The organism is Gammaproteobacteria bacterium (genome assembly GCA_024235095.1).
Lineage (GTDB): Bacteria > Pseudomonadota > Gammaproteobacteria > Competibacterales > Competibacteraceae > UBA2383.
Genome location: JACKNC010000004.1, coordinates 63,831 through 86,310 on the forward strand (window position 1 = coordinate 63,831; position 22,480 = coordinate 86,310).

A 22,480-nucleotide genomic window follows, 5' to 3' on the forward strand; every position below is an offset into this window, starting at 1 on the left:
TTACACCCTGTCTGTTTGTGATGACACATTGAGTTGATCTCGATACTTTCCTCAAGAGACATTCTGTCTCTCCCGTACAAGTATCCGGTTGCTCGCCATTGAGTGTTCACCGCTTCTATGTCCACTCACAATATCCTAAAACTACAGGGGATTTCTGATGAAACGACATTGCCTCTGGCGCAGCGTGTTTCTGCTGTGCTGCTTTTTCCTGCCCGCGCTGGCTAGCGCCGCGCCACTTGAATTGCTGACCAGCGTTAGCAAAGACCCAGTTGTCCCTGGCGAGGGCTTTTTCTATCGCCTCATGGTCACCAACACTAACCCGCAAGGAGGTGCGCCGCTGGAAGATGTCAAAATCCGGTGGACAGTGCCTGATGGGCTTGCGGCTTTCTCGCCAGGTAGAATCAACGGCGCCTCTGTATCAGGCTGCGACCGTTACGATGGATGCTACTACGGTCACATCGTAACTCTGACCATAGGTACCTTGCTTCCCGGCGAAAGTCGCGAAATACAAATCCCAGTATGGGCGCGCTCCAACATTCCAATCACTGAACTACCCCAACCACTGATTGCCGAGTTTGAGGGGAGCTACGCTGACAGCGAACAGCTTCTAGTGAAGGAAACACTGACCATCGCAACCGCAAGCACACTGGATATCGAACTCAGCGCGACACCCACGCCACTCATGCCCGGCGAAGAACTCACATATACACTGACATTCAGCAATTCTGGTACACAGGCTTTGAATGATGCCGATCTTACCCTGCGACTCCCTACCGGCGTCACTGTCCTTAACAATGGCGGCGGCACATTGCTTGGCAACAACATCATCTGGTCGATTGACCAACTCAATTCCGGAACCAGCGACCGCCGACAAGTTCAGGTGCAAGATTCGATCAACGACGTTAGCCATGTCTTATACGCCCAAGCTGAAATTGATGACAAGGTAGGCGTAGCAGGACCGGATGTAAGGGCATCACTCCTGACGCCGTTTCGCAATAACCGTCCACTTGAATTGGCGCTGACTGTTAGTGACGATCCGTTGGTGCGTGGGCAAGGTTTCTTCTATCACCTGACTGTTGCTAACACCAACCCGACTTCAGGAGCACCGATGGAAAATGTCAGGATTTGGGGAATGGTGCCTCAGCTCGCAGCTTTTGGGCCAGGCAGAATCACCGGGGCTTCTGCATCAGGTTGTGATCGCTACGATGGGTGCTACTACGGTCACATACTGACTCTCTCCGTAGGCACCTTGCTTCCCGGCGAGAGTCGTGAAATACAAATCCCAGTGTGGACAAAAAACGATGCATCTTTTGGTCACTTGGTTCCAATTCGATTTTTCGGCAGTTATGACGCTGATCCTCTTATTGAACCAGTCATAGTCGCCGATACTATTGCTATCGAGCAATTTAAAACTCTGGATATCAATCTCAGCGCCAATCCTGCGCCGATTATGCCCTCGGGTCAGCTTATTTACGAGCTGCTGTATGGCAACACCGATTTTGCCGCTGCCAATGGTTCATTGGAACTGACTCTGCCCGATCAGGTGCAAGTGCTGGACAGCGATGGCGGCATCCAGACCGGCAATATCATCGTTTGGGACAACATCGGCCCGCTTGGCTCAGGTCGGGGCAGCCGTCGGCAGGTTGTGGTTGAGGATACCCGTGGTCTCGAAGGCCGTTTGCTGCAAGCAGAAGCGCGTCTCGTAAATGATGCCAGCTTTAAATCCTGGGCAGCGCGTTCAGCATTGTCTGTCTCGGCGCGCACTGTTGTTCCTCTCAGCATGACGGCTGCGCTCAGCAAAGACCCACTAGCCCAAGGCGATGACTTTCGATATGAGTTGATGGTGACCAATACCAACCCCATTTCTGGAGCATCCTTGGAAAATGTCAGAATTCAGTGGATGGTGCCTAATGAACTCAAGGCTTTTGGGCCTGGTAGCATCACCGGCGCTTCTGCATCAGGTTGTGATCGTTACGATGGATGTTACTATGGTCACATCGTGACTCTGACCATAGGTACGCTTGATCCTGGCGAAAGCCGCGAAGTGTACATCCCGGTCACAGTCAAAGATGATTTAATTCCCGGTATACTGTTTGAGACGCATTTCATTGGCAATGCCAATTTTCCCAATGGTGTCAATATACAGCAGTTAACAGCTACCGTTGGTGCGCTGATTGGTGAATACGCCGTTACCGTTCCCACCCATGCCCTAACCGTGACCACAACCGGAACCGGAACCGGTACGGTGAGCAGCAACCCCGCTGGGATCAACTGCGGCAGCGACTGTTCACAAAGCTATCCCGAAGGCGCATCAGTCACGCTGACAGCCAACCCCGACAGCAACTCCACCTTTGCTGGCTGGAGCGGAGCCTGTTCGGGGTCTGGGACTTGCGTGGTTACGATGGACGCCGCCAAGAACGTCACCGCGACCTTTGCTCTCGAAAACAGCGATCCCGCCACGACTCTGATCACCCACTACTACGTCTCGATTCTCGAACGCGAGCCGGAAGAAGAGGGCCTGGCCTTCTGGAAAGACCAGATCGCTGAGAAGCAGGCAAACGGCGAGGATGTAAAGCCGGTTTTCCGCGCAATGGCCGCTTTCTTCTTCTTCAGCGAGGAATACATCGGTCGAAACACCACCAATATCCAGTTCCTCACCAATCTGTACCTGACCTTCTTCCAGCGGGAACCAGATGATGAAGGGCTGGAGTTCTGGTTAGTACAATTGGTCGGCGGTATGTCGCGCAACCAAGCCATGCAAGGCTTCCTGTTCTCGCCGGAATTCACTAGCTTCATGGAAGAACTGGGGTTCTAAAGGAATTTAGGGCGCAGGATGCAATTCCCATGCATTCCCGACCTCTTTTCCTGGAGCCGACCCGGTCATGAAATCTCCCGCGACCGGGTTAGATCGTCAGCGTCCGCCAAGGGAGGCAGGCTGGGCTAATGCCGGGTTTTCAAATAGGCTTCCAACTGCTGCAATTCCTCCGGGGACAAGCCGCGCAGCCGCTCCTCGGGGGACAAGCCGCGCAGCCGCTCCTCGGGCGGCAGGCCGCGCAGCCACGCCTCCAGGGGAATGCTGTCCAGGAACCGGCGGTGGATTTCCTCAGCGAATTCGGCCAGGGTCTGGGCCATGCGCGGATCCTCCAAAAGATGGGTCAAGTACAATTGATACAGCAATTCCCAAGCGCCAGCGCGCCGGGGACGATAATGCCGCACCCCGTGACGGATACGTTCCTGCCGGCTACTGAACAGTTCCCAGAAGGCATTCCGGGGGTGCGGCGCAATCCGGTTAAGGACGATCAGGCGCACGGTTTGCGTTCCCCACACTACGTCAGAAACCCCCGGCCAAGCGGTCTTGCGTAGATGCTGCCCCTGACTCAGCGCACGCGGATGGCGGGTGGCGACAGCATACAATTGAAACTGACCGACGTCGGGCAGGTTCCCTTCGTCATCCTCCAACTGCTTGCGGTAATTGACAAAATGACCGAGCAGTTCGTCAAACGCCCAGCCGTCCATCGCCTCGCGCTGCGATTTATAGGTCAACAGGTTGTGTCGACGAAAATTCTCCAGACCGTCGGGCAATTCGCCCGCGCCGCCGGATGCGCATTGTTCAATGATGGCGACATCCAGCTGCTGCTTTTGCAAGGCCAGGTTGCGTTCGAGTTCCACGCGCCAAGGAGTATCCTGGAAAAGATCAGTGAGGGTCAGGCCAAACAACCAATGCCAATCGGTCAGGCGGTCGGTCATATCACATTCCTCTCCCCCCTTTGAAAACCGGGCTTAGAGGCGGATCGGCTGGGAGCGCGATCAAGAGCCGCTCGGGTTGAAAAGGGGTTGAGCGACGGAAAAACCCTTTGAAAACCACCGCTCGCCGGGCAAAATGGCGCGCAGGCGTGAAAACCGATATCGTGTATTGTTCCAGTTTCGCCGACCTTTCGGGTCATTGGCGACAACCTTTGCAACTATAACAGTCTGATGAACGCGCTTCAAATAATGCCAGCTTCCACGTCTTCCAACAGGGTGCGCTACCTGGAAATTGCGCCAGAACATACCGGCCAGCGCCTCGACAACTTTTTGCTGCGTGAACTGAAGGGCGCGCCCAAGAGCCTGATTTATCGTATCTTACGCACCGGTGAAGTGCGCTTGAACGGTGGACGGGTTCAACCTCGTCATCGTCTGCAAACCGGTGATGTGCTGCGCATTCCGCCGCTGCGGCTGGCGGAACCGGATGATCGGCCCTTCCATCCGCCGTCAGGGCTGGCCGAACGATTGCGGGCAGCGGTGATTTACGAGGACCGGGACCTGCTGGCGCTGGACAAGCCGGCGGGACTGGCGGTGCATAAGGGCAGCGGCGTCGATTACGGGATCATTGAAATTCTGCGGGCATTGCGGCCCGAGGAGCCGTTTCTGGAGTTGGCGCACCGGCTGGATCGGGAAACCAGCGGTTGTCTAATGCTGGCGCGGACACCGACTGCGTTGCGGCACATTCAGGAAGCGTTCCGGGACGGGCGGGTAGAAAAGCGCTATCTGGCGTTGGCGCGGGGTCACTGGAATCTCGGTGCGCATGAAGTGAACCAGCCGTTGCGGCGCAACATCCTGCGCGGTGGGGAACGTATGGTCGAAGCGCTGGACGATGGCAAACCCGCCCTGACCCGGTTCCGTCCGGTGAGTTTGCACGCAACCGCTTCTCTGCTGGAAGTTCGCATCGCCACGGGCCGCACTCATCAGATTCGCGTTCACGCCGCGCATATCGGCTATCCCCTGGCGGGCGACGACAAGTATGGCGATGCAGTTTTCAACCGGACGATGGCAGAAGGTTATGGGCTGCGCCGGCTGTTTCTGCATGCGCACAGTCTGAATTTGCCGCTGGGTGGGCGGGAGATCGCTGTCAGCGCGCCCCTGGACGCCGAACTCAAGGCGGTGCTGGATCTTCTCGGTTCAGCGAAACCGCGTGGCCACTCTTCTAACCTTTCTTCTCCCTGGCCCGCTTCCCCTGCGAGGGGCAAGCGGTCATTTAAGCGATAATGCCGAGAATTCACGATGAATGAGCTGAATCCGAATACCAGTCCCCCCGATGATGAGCGCTGGGCGCGGGACACCCTGACCAAACTGGCGTTCGCCTCGGCCACCGAGCAACGGCGAGCGCGGCGCTGGGGGATTTTCTTCAAATTCCTGTTCTTCGGTTATCTGGTATTGCTGCTTGTTCTGGCCTGGCCGGACAATCTCGGCAAGGCCACCGCCAGCGCCAAGCGTCATACCGCCCTGGTTCGCGTGGAGGGTCTGATCGCCAGCAGCACCGAAGCCAGCGCCAAGAATCTTATCGGAGCGCTGCGCAAAGCGTTCAAGGATAACAATACCGTAGGCGTCATCCTGCAAATCAACAGTCCCGGCGGCAGTCCGGTGCAGGCGGGAGAGATTTACGATGAGATTTGGAAACTGCGCGAGCAATATCCCAAAATTCCCGTTCACGCCGTCGTCAGTGATGTGTGCGCTTCGGGCGGCTATTACATTGCCGCTGCGGCGCAGAATATCTACGCGAACCAGGCCAGCATCGTCGGCTCTATCGGCGTGCGCATGGACAGTTTTGGCTTTACCGAGGCAATCGCCAAGCTGGGCGTGGAGCGGCGGGCCTATGCCGCTGGCGTCAATAAGGATTTTCTCGATCCTTTCAAGCCGGTGAATCCGGACGAGGTTCAACATTTACAAGGGATGCTGGACGCCATTCACCAGCAATTCATCACGGCGGTAAAAAAAGGCCGGGGCGAACGGTTAAAAGATCAGCCTGAGATCTTCAGTGGTCTGATGTGGACCGGCGCGCAGGGTGTGGAACTGGGTCTGGTGGATGCTCTGGGCAGCGCCCGTTATGTGGCCGAGGAGGTCATTGGGGAAAAGACGATCCTGGACTACACCCAGCACACCGGTTGGATCGAGCGATTGCTGGATGAGGTGGAGGCCAGTGCAGGAGCGGCGCTGCGGGAGGGATTGAGCATCGAGGGAACACCGCAGTGGCGGTAAAATCGTGGATGTGCATTTGCATGTTCTCTCCTTTAGCAAAGGGGAGTGAGGGGGGATTCTAGCCTCGTCGCCCGTGCGAAATCCCCCCAGCCCCCTTTTTCAAAGGGGGAGCCCTGCCCATCTATCTTGCACTGAAAGGAGCACATTCGCATGACGATTCGATTCATTACACTCCTGTTCCTGCTATCCGCGGGCATGACTGCCGCCCATGCCGGTAATGCCTGGAGTCAAGTCCGCAATCCGCTCGTGGGCCAACCTGAAGTCATCGGTTCTTACGCGAATGGCTGCATTGCCGGAGCAGTCGCCTTACCGCTGGTGGGCGATGGTTATCAGGTGATGCGCGCTAGTCGCAACCGCTATTATGGTCATCCGTTGCTGATTCGCTTCATTGAACAGCAGGGTCGGCAGGCGGCGGCGCGCGGCGGCCGATTATTGATTGGCGACTTGGGACAACCGCGTGGCGGCCCCATGTCCAATGGTCACCGCAGCCACCAAAGTGGGCTGGATGTGGATGTATGGTTTTTGCAGCAACCGCGTGATCGCATCTTATCTAGGGCGGATACCGAGCAGATCAACATGCGGTCGATGGTGCGCGCCGCCGATGGCGCCTTAAATCTTTCCCGTTGGTCGCCGCATTACCGCGACGCTTTGAAATTCGCCGCGCAATCGCCGTATGTCGAGCGCATCTTTGTGAATGCGATTATCAAGCAAGCATTGTGCGAGAGTGAAACGGATCGAAGCTGGTTGCACAAGTTGCGTCCCTGGTGGGGTCACGATGCGCATTTCCATGTTCGGTTGGCCTGTCCCCCAAATTCCGCTCAGTGTAAATCACAGAATCCGATCCCGCTGGGTGATGGTTGTGACACTGATTTAGGGAATTGGGTTCGTGATCTCGTCCAGGCGGCGCGGTCGCCCAAGCCGTATCGGAAGCCTAAACCGCCTTCTGTGGAAAATCTGCCAGCAGCGTGCCAGTTCGTCTTGAGCAACGCTGCGCAGGCCACGCCATGAAATTTCCCTATGGATTAAGCGATTTCGCCACTCTCATTCAGGAGGGCTACTTTTATCAGGACCGCACTGACCGCCTTCCACAACTGGAGAACGCAGGACGGCAATTGATTTTCATCCGCCCGCGCCGCTTTGGCAAAAGTCTGCTGCTGTCGATGCTGGAGCATTACTACGATGTGAATCGGGCCGATCAATTCGAGACCCTGTTCGGGCATTTGGCCATCGGACAAAATCCGACGCCGCTGCATAACCAGTACCTGGTGATGAAATGGGACTTCTCTCTGGTGAAAGCGCAAGGGGAGGTCCACGCGATTGAAGCGGCCCTGCATCGGCACATTAATTCATGCATCCGGCGCTGTGCGGCGCATTATCAACTCAACGTCCGTATCTGCGAAGAAGACGCCATTGATTCCTTTGGCGCATTGCTAACCGCGATCCAGTTGGCCGGGCATCGTCTCTATCTCCTCATTGACGAATACGACAATTTCGCCAATGACGTGCTGATGACCGGACGCAAGCAGGACTTTTACGAGAGCCTGCTCTATGGCGAAGGGTTGTTGAAAACGGTGTTCAAGGCAGTGAAAGCGGCGGCGGGCGGTCAAGGTCTGGATCGGGTGTTCATCGCCGGCGTCTCGCCCATCGTTCTCAGCGACATGACCAGCGGGTATAACGTCGGGGAGAATATCTATCTGGATGAGACGTTTAACGACCTGTGCGGGTTTACTGAAGCGGAAATCGCCCACGTGCTGGAGCAACTGGCTACCGAGGGCGGTTCCTGGCCGCCAACGGCGGTGCTGGAGACGATGCGCACCTTCTACAACGGTTACTGCTTCAGTCCCAAAGCGCGCGAACGTCTCTACAATCCGACCTTGAGCTTGTACTTTCTCAAACATCTGCACACCAAAGGCGAATATCCGCAAGAGATGCTTGACGAAAATCTAGCGATGGATCGCAACAAGCTGGCGTATATCGCCCAATTGCCGCATGGGGAAGAGGTTTTGATTCAGGCCCTCAATGGCGAGCAGGGCCTGGTCATTCCGCAGTTGTCCCAACGCTTCGGCGTGGCGGATGTGCTGGCGGCGATTAAAGATCAGCCGTTCATGGCCTCTCTGCTGTATTACTTTGGGGTGTTAACCTTGACCGGGCAGGGGCTGTTGGGCAAGGCGATTCTGAACATCCCTAACCTCGTCGCCCGATCATTGTACGTGGAGCGTTTACGCGAACGGTGGTTGCCCACCTACGAAGACCGGCAAACAATTCCGGCCCTGGCCGAAACGGTTTATCTCCACGGCGATTTAGCGCCGCTTGTACAATTTATCGAACAGCGCTATTTACCGGTGCTGTCCAATCGCGATTATCGCTGGACGAACGAGTTGGTGATCAAACTGGCTTTTCTGACGCTGTTGTTCGATGACCGGTTGTATATGATGGTGTCGGAAACCGAAATGGATCATGGCTATATCGATTTGAGTCTGATCGTGCGCCCGGACATGCGCCGCTTTCAGGCGCTGGATTTACTGCTGGAATTCAAATACGTCAGTCTGAAAGACCTGAAATTGACCGGGGAAGCGGTGCGCGGGCAGAGTCGGGACGCGTTGATGACGTTACCCCCGATTCAGGAGCAGTTACAAGCAGCAGAAGCACAGGCGCGGCGTTACGGGGCCGCTTTGCAGGAGCGCTATGGCTTGACCGATCTACGTTTGTACGCAGTCGTGGGCGTCGGACTGGAGCGCGTTGTGTGGCGGTCGGTCGCCCTCTCCCCCCTTTGAAAAAGAGGGCCGGGGGGATTCTGATCCGCAAATGACCTTAGACGACCTCCGTCAGACCCACAGATTCCGTGAAGTAGCCCTTGTAGCGCTCGCCCACGCTCTTTGTAGCGGGCATGTTGCCGTTGATGATCCACCATCGCCTCTGGCCATGCAGGACCTCATTTGCCGATTCTTTCTCTTGGCGGCCCTGGCGTCTTGATGGTTCATCCGCTTTTCGAGCTAAACCTAACGGGAGGTAAGACCCCGTCATGAAATTTCCCTATGGATTAAGCGATTTCGCCACCCTCATTCAGGACGGCTACTTTTATCAGGACCGCACCGACCGCCTTCCGCAACTGGAGAACGCAGGACGGCAATTGATCTTCATCCGCCCGCGCCGCTTTGGCAAAAGCCTGCTGCTGTCGATGCTGGAGCATTACTACAACGTGAACCGGGCCGAGCAATTCGACGCCCTGTTCGGCAATCTGGCCATCGGACGAAATCCGACACCGCTACATAACCAGTACTTGGTGATGAAATGGGATTTTTCCCTGGTGAAAGCCCAAGGGCAGGTTAAAGAGATCGAAACCGCCTTACATCAGCATCTGAATGAACGCATCGTCAAATTCCAGCGCGCTTACGCCCAGCGTCTGACGGCTTCTATCACCATTTATCCCGACAATGCGATCGCCTCCTGGGAATCGGCGATGACCGCGATTGCCGAAACACCCTACAAACTCTATCTCCTCATTGACGAATACGACAATTTCGCCAATGACGTGCTGATGACCGGGCGCAAGCAGGACTTTTACGAGGGCCTGCTTTATGGCGAGGGATTGTTGAAAACCGTGTTCAAGGCAGTGAAAGCGGCAGCGGGCGGGCAAGGTCTGGATCGGGTGTTCATCACCGGCGTGTCGCCGATTGTCCTCAGCGACATGACCAGCGGGTATAACGTCGGAGAGAATATCTATCTGGATGAGCGATTTAACGACCTGTGCGGGTTCACCGAAGTGGAAATCGCCCACGTGCTGGAGCAACTGGCGACCGAGGGCGGTTCCTGGTTTGCATCTGAGGCCCTCGATTTGATGCGTACGTTTTATAACGGCTACTGCTTTAGCGAAACCGGGGGTGAGCGCCTCTATAACCCGACTTTAAGCTTGTACTTTCTGAAAGCCTTACAGAACGAGGGCCACTATCCCCGGCGCATGCTCGACGAGAATCTGGCGATGGATCGGAACAAGCTGGCCTATATCGCCCAATTGCCGCATGGGGAAGACCTCCTGATTCAAGCCCTGAATGGTGAGGAAGGGGTGATCATTCCGCAGTTGTCCCAACGCTTCGGCGTAGCGGACGTGCTGGCGGCGGTTAAAGATCAGCCATTCATGGCCTCGCTGCTGTATTACTTTGGGGTGTTAACCCTCACTGGGCAAGGTTTGTTGGGCAAGGCGATTCTGAACATCCCTAACCTCGTCGCCCGATCATTGTACGTGGAGCGTTTACGCGAACGGTGGTTGCCCACCTACGAAGACCGGCAAACAATTCCGGCCCTGGCCGAAACGGTTTATCTCCACGGCGATTTAGCGCCGCTTGTACAATTTATCGAACAGCGCTATTTACCGGTGCTGTCCAATCGCGATTATCGCTGGACGAACGAGTTGGTGATCAAACTGGCTTTTCTGACGCTGTTGTTCGATGACCGGTTGTATATGATGGTGTCGGAAACCGAAATGGATCATGGCTATATCGATTTGAGTCTGATCGTGCGCCCGGACATGCGCCGCTTTCAGGCGCTGGATTTACTGCTGGAATTCAAATACGTCAGTCTGAAAGACCTGAAATTGACCGGGGAAGCGGTGCGCGGGCAGAGTCGGGACGCGTTGATGACGTTACCCCCGATTCAGGAGCAGTTACAAGCAGCAGAAGCACAGGCGCGGCGTTACGGGGCCGCTTTGCAGGAGCGCTATGGCTTGACCGATCTACGTTTGTACGCAGTCGTGGGCGTGGGCCTGGAGCGCGTTGTGTGGCGGTCGGTTACCCTCTCCCCCCTTTGAAAAAGGGGGGCCGGGGGGGATTCCGAACCCGCCGCCAGACCCACGATATTCAAATCCCCCCTTACCCCCCTTTGCTAAAGGGGGGAATCCAGAGTCACTCACGACTCAAGCAACGCTGCATTACAGTATTGACAATCATACAATGCGCAACTAAACATAAAAGGAACACTCTGCCACTTTCCCTTCATTTCGATTCACACAGGAGAAAACCGATGTTGCGTTATCGACAACCCATCCCCCTCGTACTCATCTTGCCGATTCTTTTTGTCATTGCCTTTTCGCCCCCGGCTGGGGCGGCTACTCTCCTGGTGACGACCCTCAACGACGACGGCCCCGGTTCGCTGCGCCAGGCGATTCTTGATGTCAACGCCTCCGAGGACACCGACAACACCATCCTGTTTCAATCGGGACTCAGCGGTTTTGTCTTGAGCACCGGCGGCATGACCATCAACAAAAATCTGACGCTGGAAGGCTTAGGAGAGAGCCTGACAACCATCATTGGCAACAACGCACGGATTTTCACGATCAATGCCGATGCAACCGTTAGTATCTCGGATTTGAAGCTCCAGAATGGCGGGATTCATAATAATGGGACGTTGACGCTCAGCAATAGCACTATTCAGTCTAGTAAAATTAACAGAGATGGTGGCGCTATCTATAATAATGGGACATTGACTGTAAATAATAGCACCATGGCCGATAATTCAGCGTATAATAACGGATATTATGATGGTAGTGGCGGTGGTATTTTTAACGCTGGGATTCTGAATGTAAACGACAGCACATTGGTCAACAATTCAGCGGTTTTTTATGGCGGTGGTGTTTTTAACGCTGGTACAGCGACCCTCACAAATACCATACTGACTGACAATTTAACTTCGTCTCCAGATTTTGGCCGTGGCGGTGGTATTCTTAACGGCGGCGATGGTACGCTGACCATTGAGAACAGTATCCTATCAGGCAATATAGTTCCGCTTTACGGTGGCAACATATTCAATGGGGGTAAGTTGACGATTAATAACGTGACCTTGTCGGATGGTACGGCGATAGACGGTGGTGGCGTCTACAATAAAGATGGCGATTTGGTAATAAGTAACAGCACGCTGTCGAATAACTCGACCACCCATAGTGGCGGCAGTATCTACCATATAGGTAGCGGCACTATGAATGTGCGCAATAGCACCTTGTCTGGAAATTCTGCATTGGGAGAAAGTTCAGGTTTAGGCGGTGGCGCTATCTACAGCGCAGCGACCGCTCTGATCCTCAACAGCACCATCGTCAACAATTCCGCGCTGGGTGTCGGCGGTGGTATATGGAACACGGTGCCGCTGTCCATCGGCAACAGTATCGTAGTGGGCAACACTGCGCCCACGGGCAAAGAAATCCGCAGCAATGGCACGCTCAACTCCCTGGGCCACAACCTGTTCGGTGAAAATGCCGAGGCCGGGCTGGAAGGCGCGGATTCCGTCGCCAGCGACCTGATTCTTGCTGGCTCCATGACGACCGCCATTGCGCCCTTGGCCGATAATGGCGGCCCCACCCAGACCCACCTGCCGATTCCCGGTAGCCCCGCGATTGACGCCGGCGACAACACCCTGATCCCTCAAGGCGTCACCACCGACCAGCGCGGCGAAGCGCGCATCCAAAACGGCCTCGTCGACATCGGCGCGGTGGAATTCGACGGCGGCGGCGTGTTCACCATCACCGCAACCGCCGGCGCAGGCGGCGCGATTCGCCCCGAATCCGTCCCGGTCAACTTCGGCAGCATCGCCACCTTCACCGTCATCCCGGACACCGACTATTTCGCCAACGTCAGCGGCTGCGGCGGCACCCTCGACGGCACGACCTACACCACGGGTCCAATCACTGCCGATTGCATGATTAGCGCCAGCTTCTACCCCAACACCAGCGCCTACACCGTCACCTCGGTCGCCGGTTCAAACGGCACGATCAGCCCCGACCGGCAGCTCGTCAATCCCGGCGGCACGACCACCTTCACCGTCACCCCAGCCCCCGGCTACGTCGCTACCGCCGCCGGTTGCCAGGGCGCGCTGGCTGGCACGCTCTACACCACCGGCCCGATCCTGGTCGATTGCACGGTGATCGCCCGCTTCACCCCCGGTGCAGCGACCGAAATTCCCGTGGTGACCACGCCCACGCTGCCGGACCTGGTGGCGGGCGTCCCCTACGGCGTCGTCCTCAATGCCCGTGGGGGCCGACCGCCCTACACCTATGCCGCCACCGGCCTGCCGCCCGGCCTCGCCCTGAGCGCCGATGGCGTGGTCAGCGGCACGCCCACCACCAACAGTAGCCGCATCCCGGTGGTCATCACCGTCGCCGATCAACTGGGCCGCAGTGGCACGCGCACCTATGACCTATCCGTCACCAGCGACCTAACGCTGGTCACCACCCTGCTTGCCGAAGGACTGGTCGATACCACCTACGCGCAAACCCTGTACGCCCTGGGTGGCCGGCCCCCCTACACCTTCAGCGCCCGCGACCTGCCCAGCGGTCTCACCCTGAGCGAAGCCGGCTTCCTCAGCGGCGCCCCAGTCGAAGCGGGCGAATCGGTGGTCGAACTCACCGTCACCGACACCGCCAACCACAGCGTGACCCTCCCCACGCTGCTCGTCGTGCGCGACGCCACCTTTACCGAACCCAACCCGGAACAACCCAACCAAACGGTCAGCGGTGTCGCCGAAGCCTGCGAAGACGCCGTGATCACCACTCGCACCCTCAAACTGGGCGATCCTGGCGCCCCGACCACCGGCCCCGACGGCATCGATCTACCCTATGGCCTGCTGGAAATCACCGTCACCGGATGCCAGGCCGGTCAAACCGTCCTCGCCCTGACCACCGTTTACCCGGAACCCCTCCCACCGGGCACCCAATACTGGAAATACGGCCCCACCGAAGACAACCGCGAACCGCACTGGTATGTCCTGCCCGGCGCGATTGTTCAGGGTAACGCCATCACCCTGCTGATCACCGACGGCGGCACCGGCGATTCCGACTTGGCAAGAGACGGTAACATCCTCGACCCAGGCGGCCCCGGCATGCCGAATCTGGCCATTAGTGGCGGCATCCTGTCCCGCACCCCGCTGGGTCAACCCTACCGCGCCACCCTCGAAGCCCGCTACGTCGGCACCCCCGTGGCCAACGCCGACACGGTCTGGAGCGTCGCCGCTGGCGTGCTCCCTCCGGGTCTCGCGCTCACGCAGGACAGCCTGACTGACGCCACGGTGCTCAAAGGGGTTCCCACCACCGAAGGCGTCTACTTCTTCACCCTCCAGGTGATCAACCGCGCCAACGGCAATGCGCTGTCTCAGCAGGACTACCGCATTGAAATCACGGGCGGTGATTCCGCCACAACCTTGATCACCCACTACTACGTCTCGATTCTCGAACGCCAGCCGGAAGAAGACGGTTTGGCTTTCTGGAAAAACCAGATTACCGAGAAGCAGGCAAACGGCGAAGATGTCAAGCCGGTGTTCCGCGAGATGGCCGCTTTCTTCTTCTTCAGCGATGAATACATCGGTCGGAACACCACCAACATCCAGTTCCTCACCAACCTGTATCTGACCTTCTTCCAGCGGGAACCGGATGATGAAGGGCTGGAGTTCTGGTTGACCCAGCTAGTGCTCGGCTCGCCACGCTATGACGTGATGCTCGGCTTCCTGTTCTCGCCGGAATTCACTGGCTTCATGGAAGCCTTGGGATTCTAACCGCGTCAGTATTCACTCCCCCCTTTGAAAAAGGGGGGCAGGGGGATTCCGGCCAATAATCATCGATCATTTGTTCCCAGCTAAAGGAATTCGCTTCGGGGAACACGGCTTCCAAGAGACTACGCGCCATCATGACCAGCCTTTACGAGACAGACTTCTACGCATGGACCCACCAACAGGCCGGTCTGCTACGCGCCGGTCAATGGGCCGAGGCCGACCTGGTTCACATTGCCGAGGAGATTGACAGTATGGGCCGCAGCGAACAGCGCGAACTGCTTAACCGACTGGTCGTCCTGTTGCTTCACCTCCTCAAGTGGCGCTTTCAACCCGCCTGTCCCTTCTCCTTCGCCCAAATGATGGATGAGACCTTCTGGCCGGATTGACGGCATGGGGATTTAGGGCCATGTGGGATTGCCAAAAAGACGGCAACCCTACATGGCCCGACTTATACCACTTCTCGTTATGTTAGCGAATAGAGCTGATAGGGTCAGCGCAGAAGCTCCCCCCTTTGAAAAAGGGGGGTTGGGGGGGATTCTGACGAGCAGCTTCGATCCACGGCGTTCAAATCCCCCCTCACCCCCCTTTGCTAAAGGGGGGAACCTATGTGCGTATTTCACGGGATGACGGCAGGTCGTTTCACGGGATGACGGCAGGTCGTTTCACGGGATGACGGCAGGTCGTTTCACGGGATGACGGCAGGTCGTTTCACGGAAGGCGGCAGGCCATTACACGGAAGGCGGCGGGTTGTTTCGCCAATGAGCAGCGACGCAGGTTAACAACTTGTAGGCTGGTTCCTTTTTTTCCGAGGAGGAACTCATGCCGACTGAGAGGTTATCCATGCGCAAGATTCAAGAAGTGCTTCGTTTGCAGGCGGCGGGCCATAGCCAACCACAAATTGCCCGGAGTTGCGGGATCGGCCGTAGCACGGTCGGAGAGTATCTGCAACGCGCCCGACGAGCGGGCCTGGGTTGGCCCCTGCCCAAGGGCATGATGGCCGATGAATTGGAACGACGGTTGTTTCCGCCGCGCCCCGCCGCTGGGTCTGCGGATCGCGGAAAACCGGATTGGGCCACCGTCCACCAGGAATTACGCCGCCCCGGCGTCACCTTGTGGCTCTTGTGGGAAGAGTACAAAGCCACGCATCCCCAGGGCTATCAATACACCTGGTTCTGCCAGCAGTATCGGGCTTGGGTGGCGCATACCGATGTGGTGATGCGCCAGACCCATCGGGCCGGTGAGAAGGTGTTTGTGGACTACGCCGGTCCCACCGTGCCCATCGTGGACCGCATCACGGGTGAACTCCGCCAGGCCCAAGTGTTTGTTGCGGTGCTGGGCGCCAGCAATTACACCTATGTGGAGGCGACCTGGACCCAAGGACTGGATGACTGGCTCATGGCGCATGTCCGGGCCTTTGCATTTTTCGGCGGTGTCCCGGAAATTGTGGTTCCAGATAATTTGAAAACCGGCGTCCAGACGCCGCACCGCTATGAGCCCGACCTCAACCCCAGTTATCTGGAGTTAGCCGCCCATTATGGCGTCGCGGTGATCCCCGCGCGTGTCCGAAAACCGCGTGATAAAGCCAAAGCGGAAAGTGGCGTGCTCGTGGTGGAACGCTGGATTCTGGCCCGCTTGCGCCATCGGACTCTGTTCAGTCTCGACGAACTCAACACGGTCATCCGCGAACTGCGCGACGCCCTCAATCAGCGCGCCTTCAAAAAACTCCCCGGTTCCCGTCAGCATTGGTTTGCAACGCTGGAACAACCGGCGTTGCGTCCCTTACCGGCCGAACCCTACGTGTTCGCGCAATGGAAAAAAGCGCGCGTCAACATTGACTATCACATTGACATCGAGCGCCATTACTATTCGGTCCCCTACCTCCTGGTGCGCCAGGAAGTGGAGGTGCGCCTGACCGCCACCACGGTCGAGGTCTTCCATCAACGTCAGCGGGTGGCTTGTCATCGCCGCCATCCGCAGCCTGGTCGCCATACCACCGTAACCGCCCACATGCCCAAAGCCCATCGGGAGTACGCCGAATGGACGCCCGAACGGTTAGTGCGCTGGGCTCACCAGACCGGCCCCCACACGGCGACTCTAGTGGAACGTATCCTGGCCACGCGGCCCCATCCTCAGCAGGGCTACCGCTCGTGCTTGGGCATCTTGCGTCTGGGCAAAGCCTATGGCGCCGACCGCTTGGAGGCCGCCTGTCAGCGCGCGTTAGCCATTGGGGGACTGAGTTACAAGAGCATCGAGTCGATTCTCAAGCATGGCCTGGACCAGCAACGCCTCCCGGATGCGGGGACTTCGCCACCGCCCATCCCTTCGACCGCGACCCACGCGAACGTGCGCGGCGCACGCTATTACCAATAACCCAGGAGCCTCCGCCATGCTGAAACAACCCCTTCTCGATCAACTGCACACCTTGAAACTCAGCGGCATGCGTCAGGCCTTGCACGAGCAACTCCAGATGCCCGATAGCGATCAGCTCAGCTTTACGGATCGCTTGAGTCTCCTGGTTGATCGCGAACTGACCGAACGCGCGAATCGTCGCCTCCAGTACCGCTTACAGCAAGCCCGTTTGCCCCAGCAAGCCTGCCGGGAAGACCTGGATTACCAACATCCCCGGGGCCTGGATAAAACCCTCATCCAGCATCTGCTCGGTGAACGCTGGCTTGTGGAGCATCTCAACTGCCTGATTACCGGCCCCACCGGCGTGGGGAAAACATGGATTGCTTGTGCCTTGGCTCAGCATGCGTGTCGTCTGGGCTATACCGCGCGCTATGTCCGTTTGCCCCGCTTGCTCCCTGAACTGGCGTTGGCCCGCGCCGATGGCCGCTATCCCAAGCTGCTACGCGAGTACGCTAAAGCACACGTGTTGGTCATCGATGACTGGGGCTTAACACCGCTCACCAGCGAGGGCCGCCGTGATCTTCTGGAAATCCTCGATGACCGGCATCACCGTCAATCCACCCTCGTGACCAGCCAGTTGCCCGTGGCAAGCTGGCACGCCTATCTGGACGAACCCACTCTGGCTGATGCCCTCCTCGATCGGCTCGTCCATAACGCCTACACCCTCAACCTGACCGGAGAATCCTTACGAAAACGTAAAACCCCCTTGACGAACTCCATCACGGAACAGTAAACACTCATCCACTGCGTCGCTGCGCTCCGACCGAGTGAAATACGCTGCCGCCTTCGACTGAACTCGCCGGCCGTCATCCCGTGAAATGGATGGCCGGCATCAGTGAAATACGCACCTATGATTCAACACTTATCGAGAAACGGTATCAGATAAGGTAAATGATCCTGTTCAACCGTCTGGACCGCCTGCGTCTGATCGCGTTGCTGCTATGGGCATTGCCCATTGCAGCGCTGTTGCCGCTGGGCGCGTTCTGGCTCTGGCAAACCGGAATGCTGTATGGCTGGCTGGCGGCCATGGTCGCTTGCAGCGCCGCTGGTTATGGACTGCAACACTGGCTGTTACGCAAGGATCGCCGTTTGCTGGCGGATGCGGCGACCGCGCCTGACTCGCACTGGCCGCCTAAAGCCGATGCCGCCTGGGAAATCATCGAGCGATTGGCCGGAGACGTAAAGCCGGAAGATTGGCCCTTAAACGACGGCAGCCGGTTGTGGACGCTGGGTCAGAACACCCTGGACGCCGTTGCCCGCTACTATCATCCGGCGGAAGCACGGCCCCTGCTGGAACTGACCGTACCGCATACCCTGTTGATCATTGAACGCGCCAGCCACGATATGCGCGCTACGGTCACCGCGCATATCCCACTCAGCCACCGCCTGACGATCGGCGATCTACTGCGCGCCTGGCGCTGGAAAGACGCCGCCCAGCGATGGGTGAACCTCTATCGCACGGGCCGACTGGTGGTCAATCCCCTGGATGCCCTGTTAAGCGAAGCCTGGGGCCATCTGCGCGGCCAAGCCTATAGCCAGGCGTGGACCGAAACCCAGCGCTGGCTGCTGCGGGAATATGTGCGCAAGGTCGGTTACTACGCCATCGAACTGTACAGCGGACGGCTGACCCTGAGCGATGACGAACCGAAGGCCAAAATCCCCCCTCACCTCCCTTTGTTAAAGGAGGGGACTGAACGGTTACAAACCGGCGAACCCTTGCAGATCCTGGTGATGGGCCGAACCAACGCAGGCAAATCCAGCCTGATTAACGCCCTGTTTGGCCGATTGACCGCCGCGACCGATATTTTACCGGACACCACAACGGAATTGACGCCTTATCGGCTGGAGCGTGAAGGACTGATTGCGGCCCTGATCTTCGATACACCCGGCTCTGACACCGATGGGTTCAATGTAAGCGTTCACCTCCCCCCTTTGAAAAAGGGGGGCCGGGGGGGATTGCGCACGGGCGACGGAGCCAAAATCCCCCCTCACCCCCCTTTGTTAAAGGGGGGGACTGAACGGTTACGGTTCAATGAAAAAACCTTACAGAACGCCGTGATGGAGGCCGACATGATTCTCTGGGTCTGCGCCGCGCATCGCCCCGACCGGCAACCAGATCGGCTGCGCCTGGACTGGCTGCGCCAGCAATTTGCAGAACGTGCGGAGCGTCGACCGCCGCCCCTATTGGTCGCCGTCAGCCATATTGATCAACTGCGTCCCCATCGGGAATGGCAGCCGCCCTATGATTTACTACATCCCCAGGGCGTCAAGGCCACGCATATCCGCGCTGCTGTCGAAGCCGTGGCGGAAGACCTGGCGATTCCGGTGGCCCAAGTCATTCCCGTTTGTCTAGCTGGGGAGCGGGTTTACAACGTCGACGACGCACTCTGGGCGGCGATGCTCGACCGGCAGGATGAAGCCATCAAAGCGCGGTTTCTGCGCTGTCTGGAGCACCGCAAACGTGCTGAAAACTGGACGTTGCTACGCCAGCAACTGGTGAACGCTGGCCGGTGGTTGCTGAAGTTGCCGGGGTGAACGGTGGGTTAAAAACAGGATTGCCTCTATGCCACGCACTGCTCATATTCTGCTGCGCATCGCCCTAAGTCTGGGCGTCATACTAGCACTGATGCTGCACGCCAGCGGTCTTTACCCACTAGCGCTGGTCCATCAATTGGAATCATTCGCCTACGATGCCCGCTTACGGTTAACCCTGCCTGGCGAGGTCGATCCACGCATCGTGATCGTGAATATCGACGAGGACAGCTTGCTCCAGGAAGGTCAATGGCCCTGGCCGCGCCAACGGTTAGCGGAACTCGTGGATATTCTGTTCAATGACTATCAGATTCGGTTACTCGCCTTCGACGTGGTTTTCCCGGAAGCCGAACGTCATTCAGCCCTAGCGGTTCTGCAAGCTCTTGCACAAGGCGCGTTGCGCGAAGATGCAGCGTTTCAACAGGAATGGATGGATCTACGCACCCGGTTGTCGGGCGATGAACGCTTCGCCGCCAGTCTGCGCGATCGCCCAGTTATCCTCGGTTATTCCTTCGCGTTGCCGGGCCAGCAGGGTCAGGATTTACGCAAGGGGCAACTGCCGCCCGCCGCCGCGCCACTGACGATTTTGGCCGGCGCTCCCAGCCCGTTTGCTGCCGCCGCCGGTTACAGCGCCAACCTGCCGTTGTTGCAGACCCGCGCCCAGGGCGGTGGATTCTTTAACAGCCCGCTGGTGGATCAGGATGGATTGATCCGCCGACTGCCCCTGCTGTTGCGCTATGACGACCAGCTTTACGCAAATCTCAGCCTCGCCGTGTTGCGCACTCTGATGGGCGGCCCCGCGCTGGAGATGATCAGCGGCGCAGGCTATCGCAATCCCAATGGACAGCGGGTAGAAGCCGTGCGCGTGGGCGTCTTCGATATCCCTGTCGATGCGCAGGGCGCGGTGTTAATCCCCTATCGCGGACCGCAAGGCAGTTTTCCCTACCTTTCCGCCCGGACTCTCCTCAACCGCCAAGCCGATCCTGGACTATTATCCGGTGCGATTGTGCTGGTTGGAACCACTGCCGCTGGTCTACTGGACTTGCGCGCGACTCCGGTGCAAAACATTTACCCCGGCGTTGAAATTCACGCCAATCTGATCGCCGGAATGCTCGATCAGCGCATCAAGCGCCAACCTGCGTTTAGCGCTGGTCTGGAAACCTTGTTGCTCCTGTTCCTGGGCGGGCTGAGTGTGGCGCTGGGGTTTGCATCACCCCTGAAAGCGTTGCTGGGAACCCTGGTTTTAGCTGCCGTGACCGTGGCGCTGAATCTGTACGCCTGGCAGGCATTGAACTGGGTATTCCCGCTGGCTTCGGCCCTGCTGCTCTTGCTGTTGCTGTACCTGTTGCACAGCAGCTACGGTTATTTCATCCAAACCCGCCGCGAACGGCATCTGACCCGCCTGTTTGGCCAATACGTGCCGCGTGAACTGGTGGCGGAGATGAGCCAGCAACCGGGAGGTTACGCGCTGGGCGGGGAAAGCCGGGACATGACCGTGTTGTTCAGTGACATTCAAGATTTCACCACGCTTTCCGAGACGTTGGACCCCCATCAGTTGACCCGCTTGATGCAATTCATCCTCACGCCGCTGACCCAGGTTATTCACGAACAACGCGGCACGGTGGACAAGTATATTGGCGACGCCATCATGGCGTTCTGGGGAGCGCCGCTGCCTGATCCCGATCATGCGCGCCATGCCGTTCATGCCGCACTGGGCATGAAAGCGCGGCTGGAGGCGCTGATGCCGGAATTGCATGCGCGCGGCTGGCCTTCCCTGCGCATCCGCATCGGCGTTAATAGCGGACTCATGAATGTCGGCAACATGGGTTCGGAATTCCGCGTGGCTTACACGGTGCTGGGCGACGCCGTTAACCTGGCGTCACGGCTGGAAGGGGCCGCCAAACAATATGGGGCGACGATCGTCATCAGCGAGACGACGCGCGCTGCCGTTCCCAAGCTTGTCTGTCGAGAACTGGATTGCGTGCGCGTCAAGGGCCGCTCGCAACCAGTCACGCTGTTCGAACCGCTCGGCGTAATCGATGCTTTACCGCAAACGCTGCATGAAGAATTGGCCAAATACGACGAGGCGCTGGCGGCCTATCGGGCTGGCGACTGGGATCAGGCCAGCGCCCGGTTTGAAGCGTTAAAAACCCGGTATCCAGAACAGCCGTTGTATAAAATTTATGTGGAACGGATCGCGGCGTTACGCGCTCATCCCTGCGCCACGGGGTGGGATGGAGTGTTTACGTTGACCGCAAAATAACTTACGAGGTAAGAAACCATGTTGCGTTTAAGCCAGTACTTGTCGCTATTCATGACGTTGTGGCTATGGACTGTGACTGGATATGCGGAGCGTCCACCCGATATCGCCGGTTACGTTACCCGAGTGCGCGGCGAAGTCGTGATCGAGAATGCTGCGGGTCGCCGTTCACTTGCGCTGGGTCAACCACTGCATATTGACGACCGGATCGTGACTGGCGCTAAAGCCCGCCTGGAAGCGCGGATGCAGGACGGAACGATCCTCACATTAGGCGCAAACACCGAATTTCTGATTCGACAAGCGCAGGGCGTGTCCCCAAAGGACAGTGGCTCGTTGTTCGAGTTGTTCAAAGGCGTCTTTCGAGCGGCGACAACGCAAGCTCGCGCTGAAGCGCCAACCCGCGAGGATTGGCGGGTTCAAACGCCGGTGGCGACCATCGGCATTCGCGGCACTGAGTTATGGGGCGGTTTCAACCTGCTGAATGCGGGGTCAGAGACGCTCGATGTCGTGATGTTGAAAGGCAAAGGCGTGTACGTCGAAAGCGCCGGGCAACGCGTGGAACTGCAACAGGCCGGAGAAGGCACGACAGTGGAAAGCGCCGGCCAAACGCCGATGCCTGCCAAGGCGTGGGGGAAGGAAAAGGTTCGGTCGGCACTGCAAACCGTCGTGTGGTAATGCGTGGCTGTGCGAAATCCCCCCCAGCCCCCTTTTTCAAAGGGGGGCTGGGGGGATTTGCTC

General features: G+C 57.9%; 14 protein-coding genes. 13 read left to right on the forward strand and 1 reads right to left on the reverse strand.

Going from position 1 to position 22,480, the window contains the following annotated elements; all coding sequences use genetic code 11:
• Positions 1-157 precede the first annotated feature (157 nt).
• Positions 158-2,815: a DUF4214 domain-containing protein gene (locus H6973_20310; protein MCP5127863.1), complete on the forward strand. Its 2,658-nt coding sequence runs from the start codon at positions 158-160 to the stop codon at positions 2,813-2,815.
• Positions 2,816-2,940: 125 nt separating this feature from the next.
• On the opposite strand, the gene H6973_20315 is transcribed toward H6973_20310, so the two are convergent.
• The gene (locus H6973_20315) at positions 2,941-3,747 is read right to left on the reverse strand and encodes a hypothetical protein (GenBank protein ID MCP5127864.1); all 807 of its coding nucleotides are present in this window, start codon (positions 3,745-3,747) and stop codon (positions 2,941-2,943) included.
• 228 nt (positions 3,748-3,975) lie between these two features.
• Between H6973_20315 and H6973_20320 the strand changes: the two genes are divergently transcribed.
• From H6973_20320 to H6973_20375, 12 genes are all read left to right on the forward strand, one after another.
• A complete protein-coding gene (locus H6973_20320) occupies positions 3,976-5,025 on the forward strand; it encodes an RluA family pseudouridine synthase (protein MCP5127865.1) in 1,050 nt (349 codons plus the stop codon).
• Positions 5,026-5,040: 15 nt separating this feature from the next.
• Positions 5,041-6,015 (forward strand): signal peptide peptidase SppA, encoded by a 975-nt coding sequence (gene sppA, locus H6973_20325; protein MCP5127866.1) that lies wholly within the window; start codon positions 5,041-5,043, stop codon positions 6,013-6,015.
• Positions 6,016-6,165: 150 nt separating this feature from the next.
• On the forward strand, positions 6,166-7,023 hold the full coding sequence (gene mepA, locus H6973_20330) for a penicillin-insensitive murein endopeptidase (GenBank protein MCP5127867.1): 858 nt from the start codon (positions 6,166-6,168) through the stop codon (positions 7,021-7,023).
• On the forward strand, positions 7,020-8,789 hold the full coding sequence (locus H6973_20335; GenBank protein MCP5127868.1) for an AAA family ATPase: 1,770 nt from the start codon (positions 7,020-7,022) through the stop codon (positions 8,787-8,789). Before mepA ends, H6973_20335 begins: the two co-directional genes overlap by 4 nt.
• A 248-nt stretch (positions 8,790-9,037) precedes the next feature.
• Complete coding sequence (locus H6973_20340) at positions 9,038-10,819, forward strand: AAA family ATPase (GenBank protein ID MCP5127869.1); 1,782 nt, start codon at positions 9,038-9,040, stop codon at positions 10,817-10,819.
• Between the two features lie 212 nt (positions 10,820-11,031).
• Positions 11,032-14,544 (forward strand): DUF4214 domain-containing protein, encoded by a 3,513-nt coding sequence (locus H6973_20345; GenBank protein MCP5127870.1) that lies wholly within the window; start codon positions 11,032-11,034, stop codon positions 14,542-14,544.
• 131 nt (positions 14,545-14,675) lie between these two features.
• Positions 14,676-14,927: a DUF29 family protein gene (locus H6973_20350; protein MCP5127871.1), complete on the forward strand. Its 252-nt coding sequence runs from the start codon at positions 14,676-14,678 to the stop codon at positions 14,925-14,927.
• 454 nt (positions 14,928-15,381) lie between these two features.
• A complete protein-coding gene (locus tag H6973_20355) occupies positions 15,382-16,911 on the forward strand; it encodes an IS21 family transposase (GenBank protein ID MCP5127872.1) in 1,530 nt (509 codons plus the stop codon).
• A gap of 16 nt (positions 16,912-16,927) precedes the next feature.
• Positions 16,928-17,683 (forward strand): ATP-binding protein, encoded by a 756-nt coding sequence (locus tag H6973_20360; GenBank protein ID MCP5127873.1) that lies wholly within the window; start codon positions 16,928-16,930, stop codon positions 17,681-17,683.
• 158 nt (positions 17,684-17,841) lie between these two features.
• A complete protein-coding gene (locus H6973_20365; protein ID MCP5127874.1) occupies positions 17,842-19,485 on the forward strand; it encodes a 50S ribosome-binding GTPase in 1,644 nt (547 codons plus the stop codon).
• Between the two features lie 28 nt (positions 19,486-19,513).
• Positions 19,514-21,745, forward strand: coding sequence for a CHASE2 domain-containing protein (locus tag H6973_20370; GenBank protein ID MCP5127875.1), 2,232 nt, complete (start codon positions 19,514-19,516; stop codon positions 21,743-21,745).
• 18 nt (positions 21,746-21,763) lie between these two features.
• Entirely contained in the window at positions 21,764-22,417 is a 654-nt protein-coding gene (locus tag H6973_20375; GenBank protein MCP5127876.1) for a FecR domain-containing protein, read from the forward strand.
• Positions 22,418-22,480 lie beyond the last annotated feature (63 nt).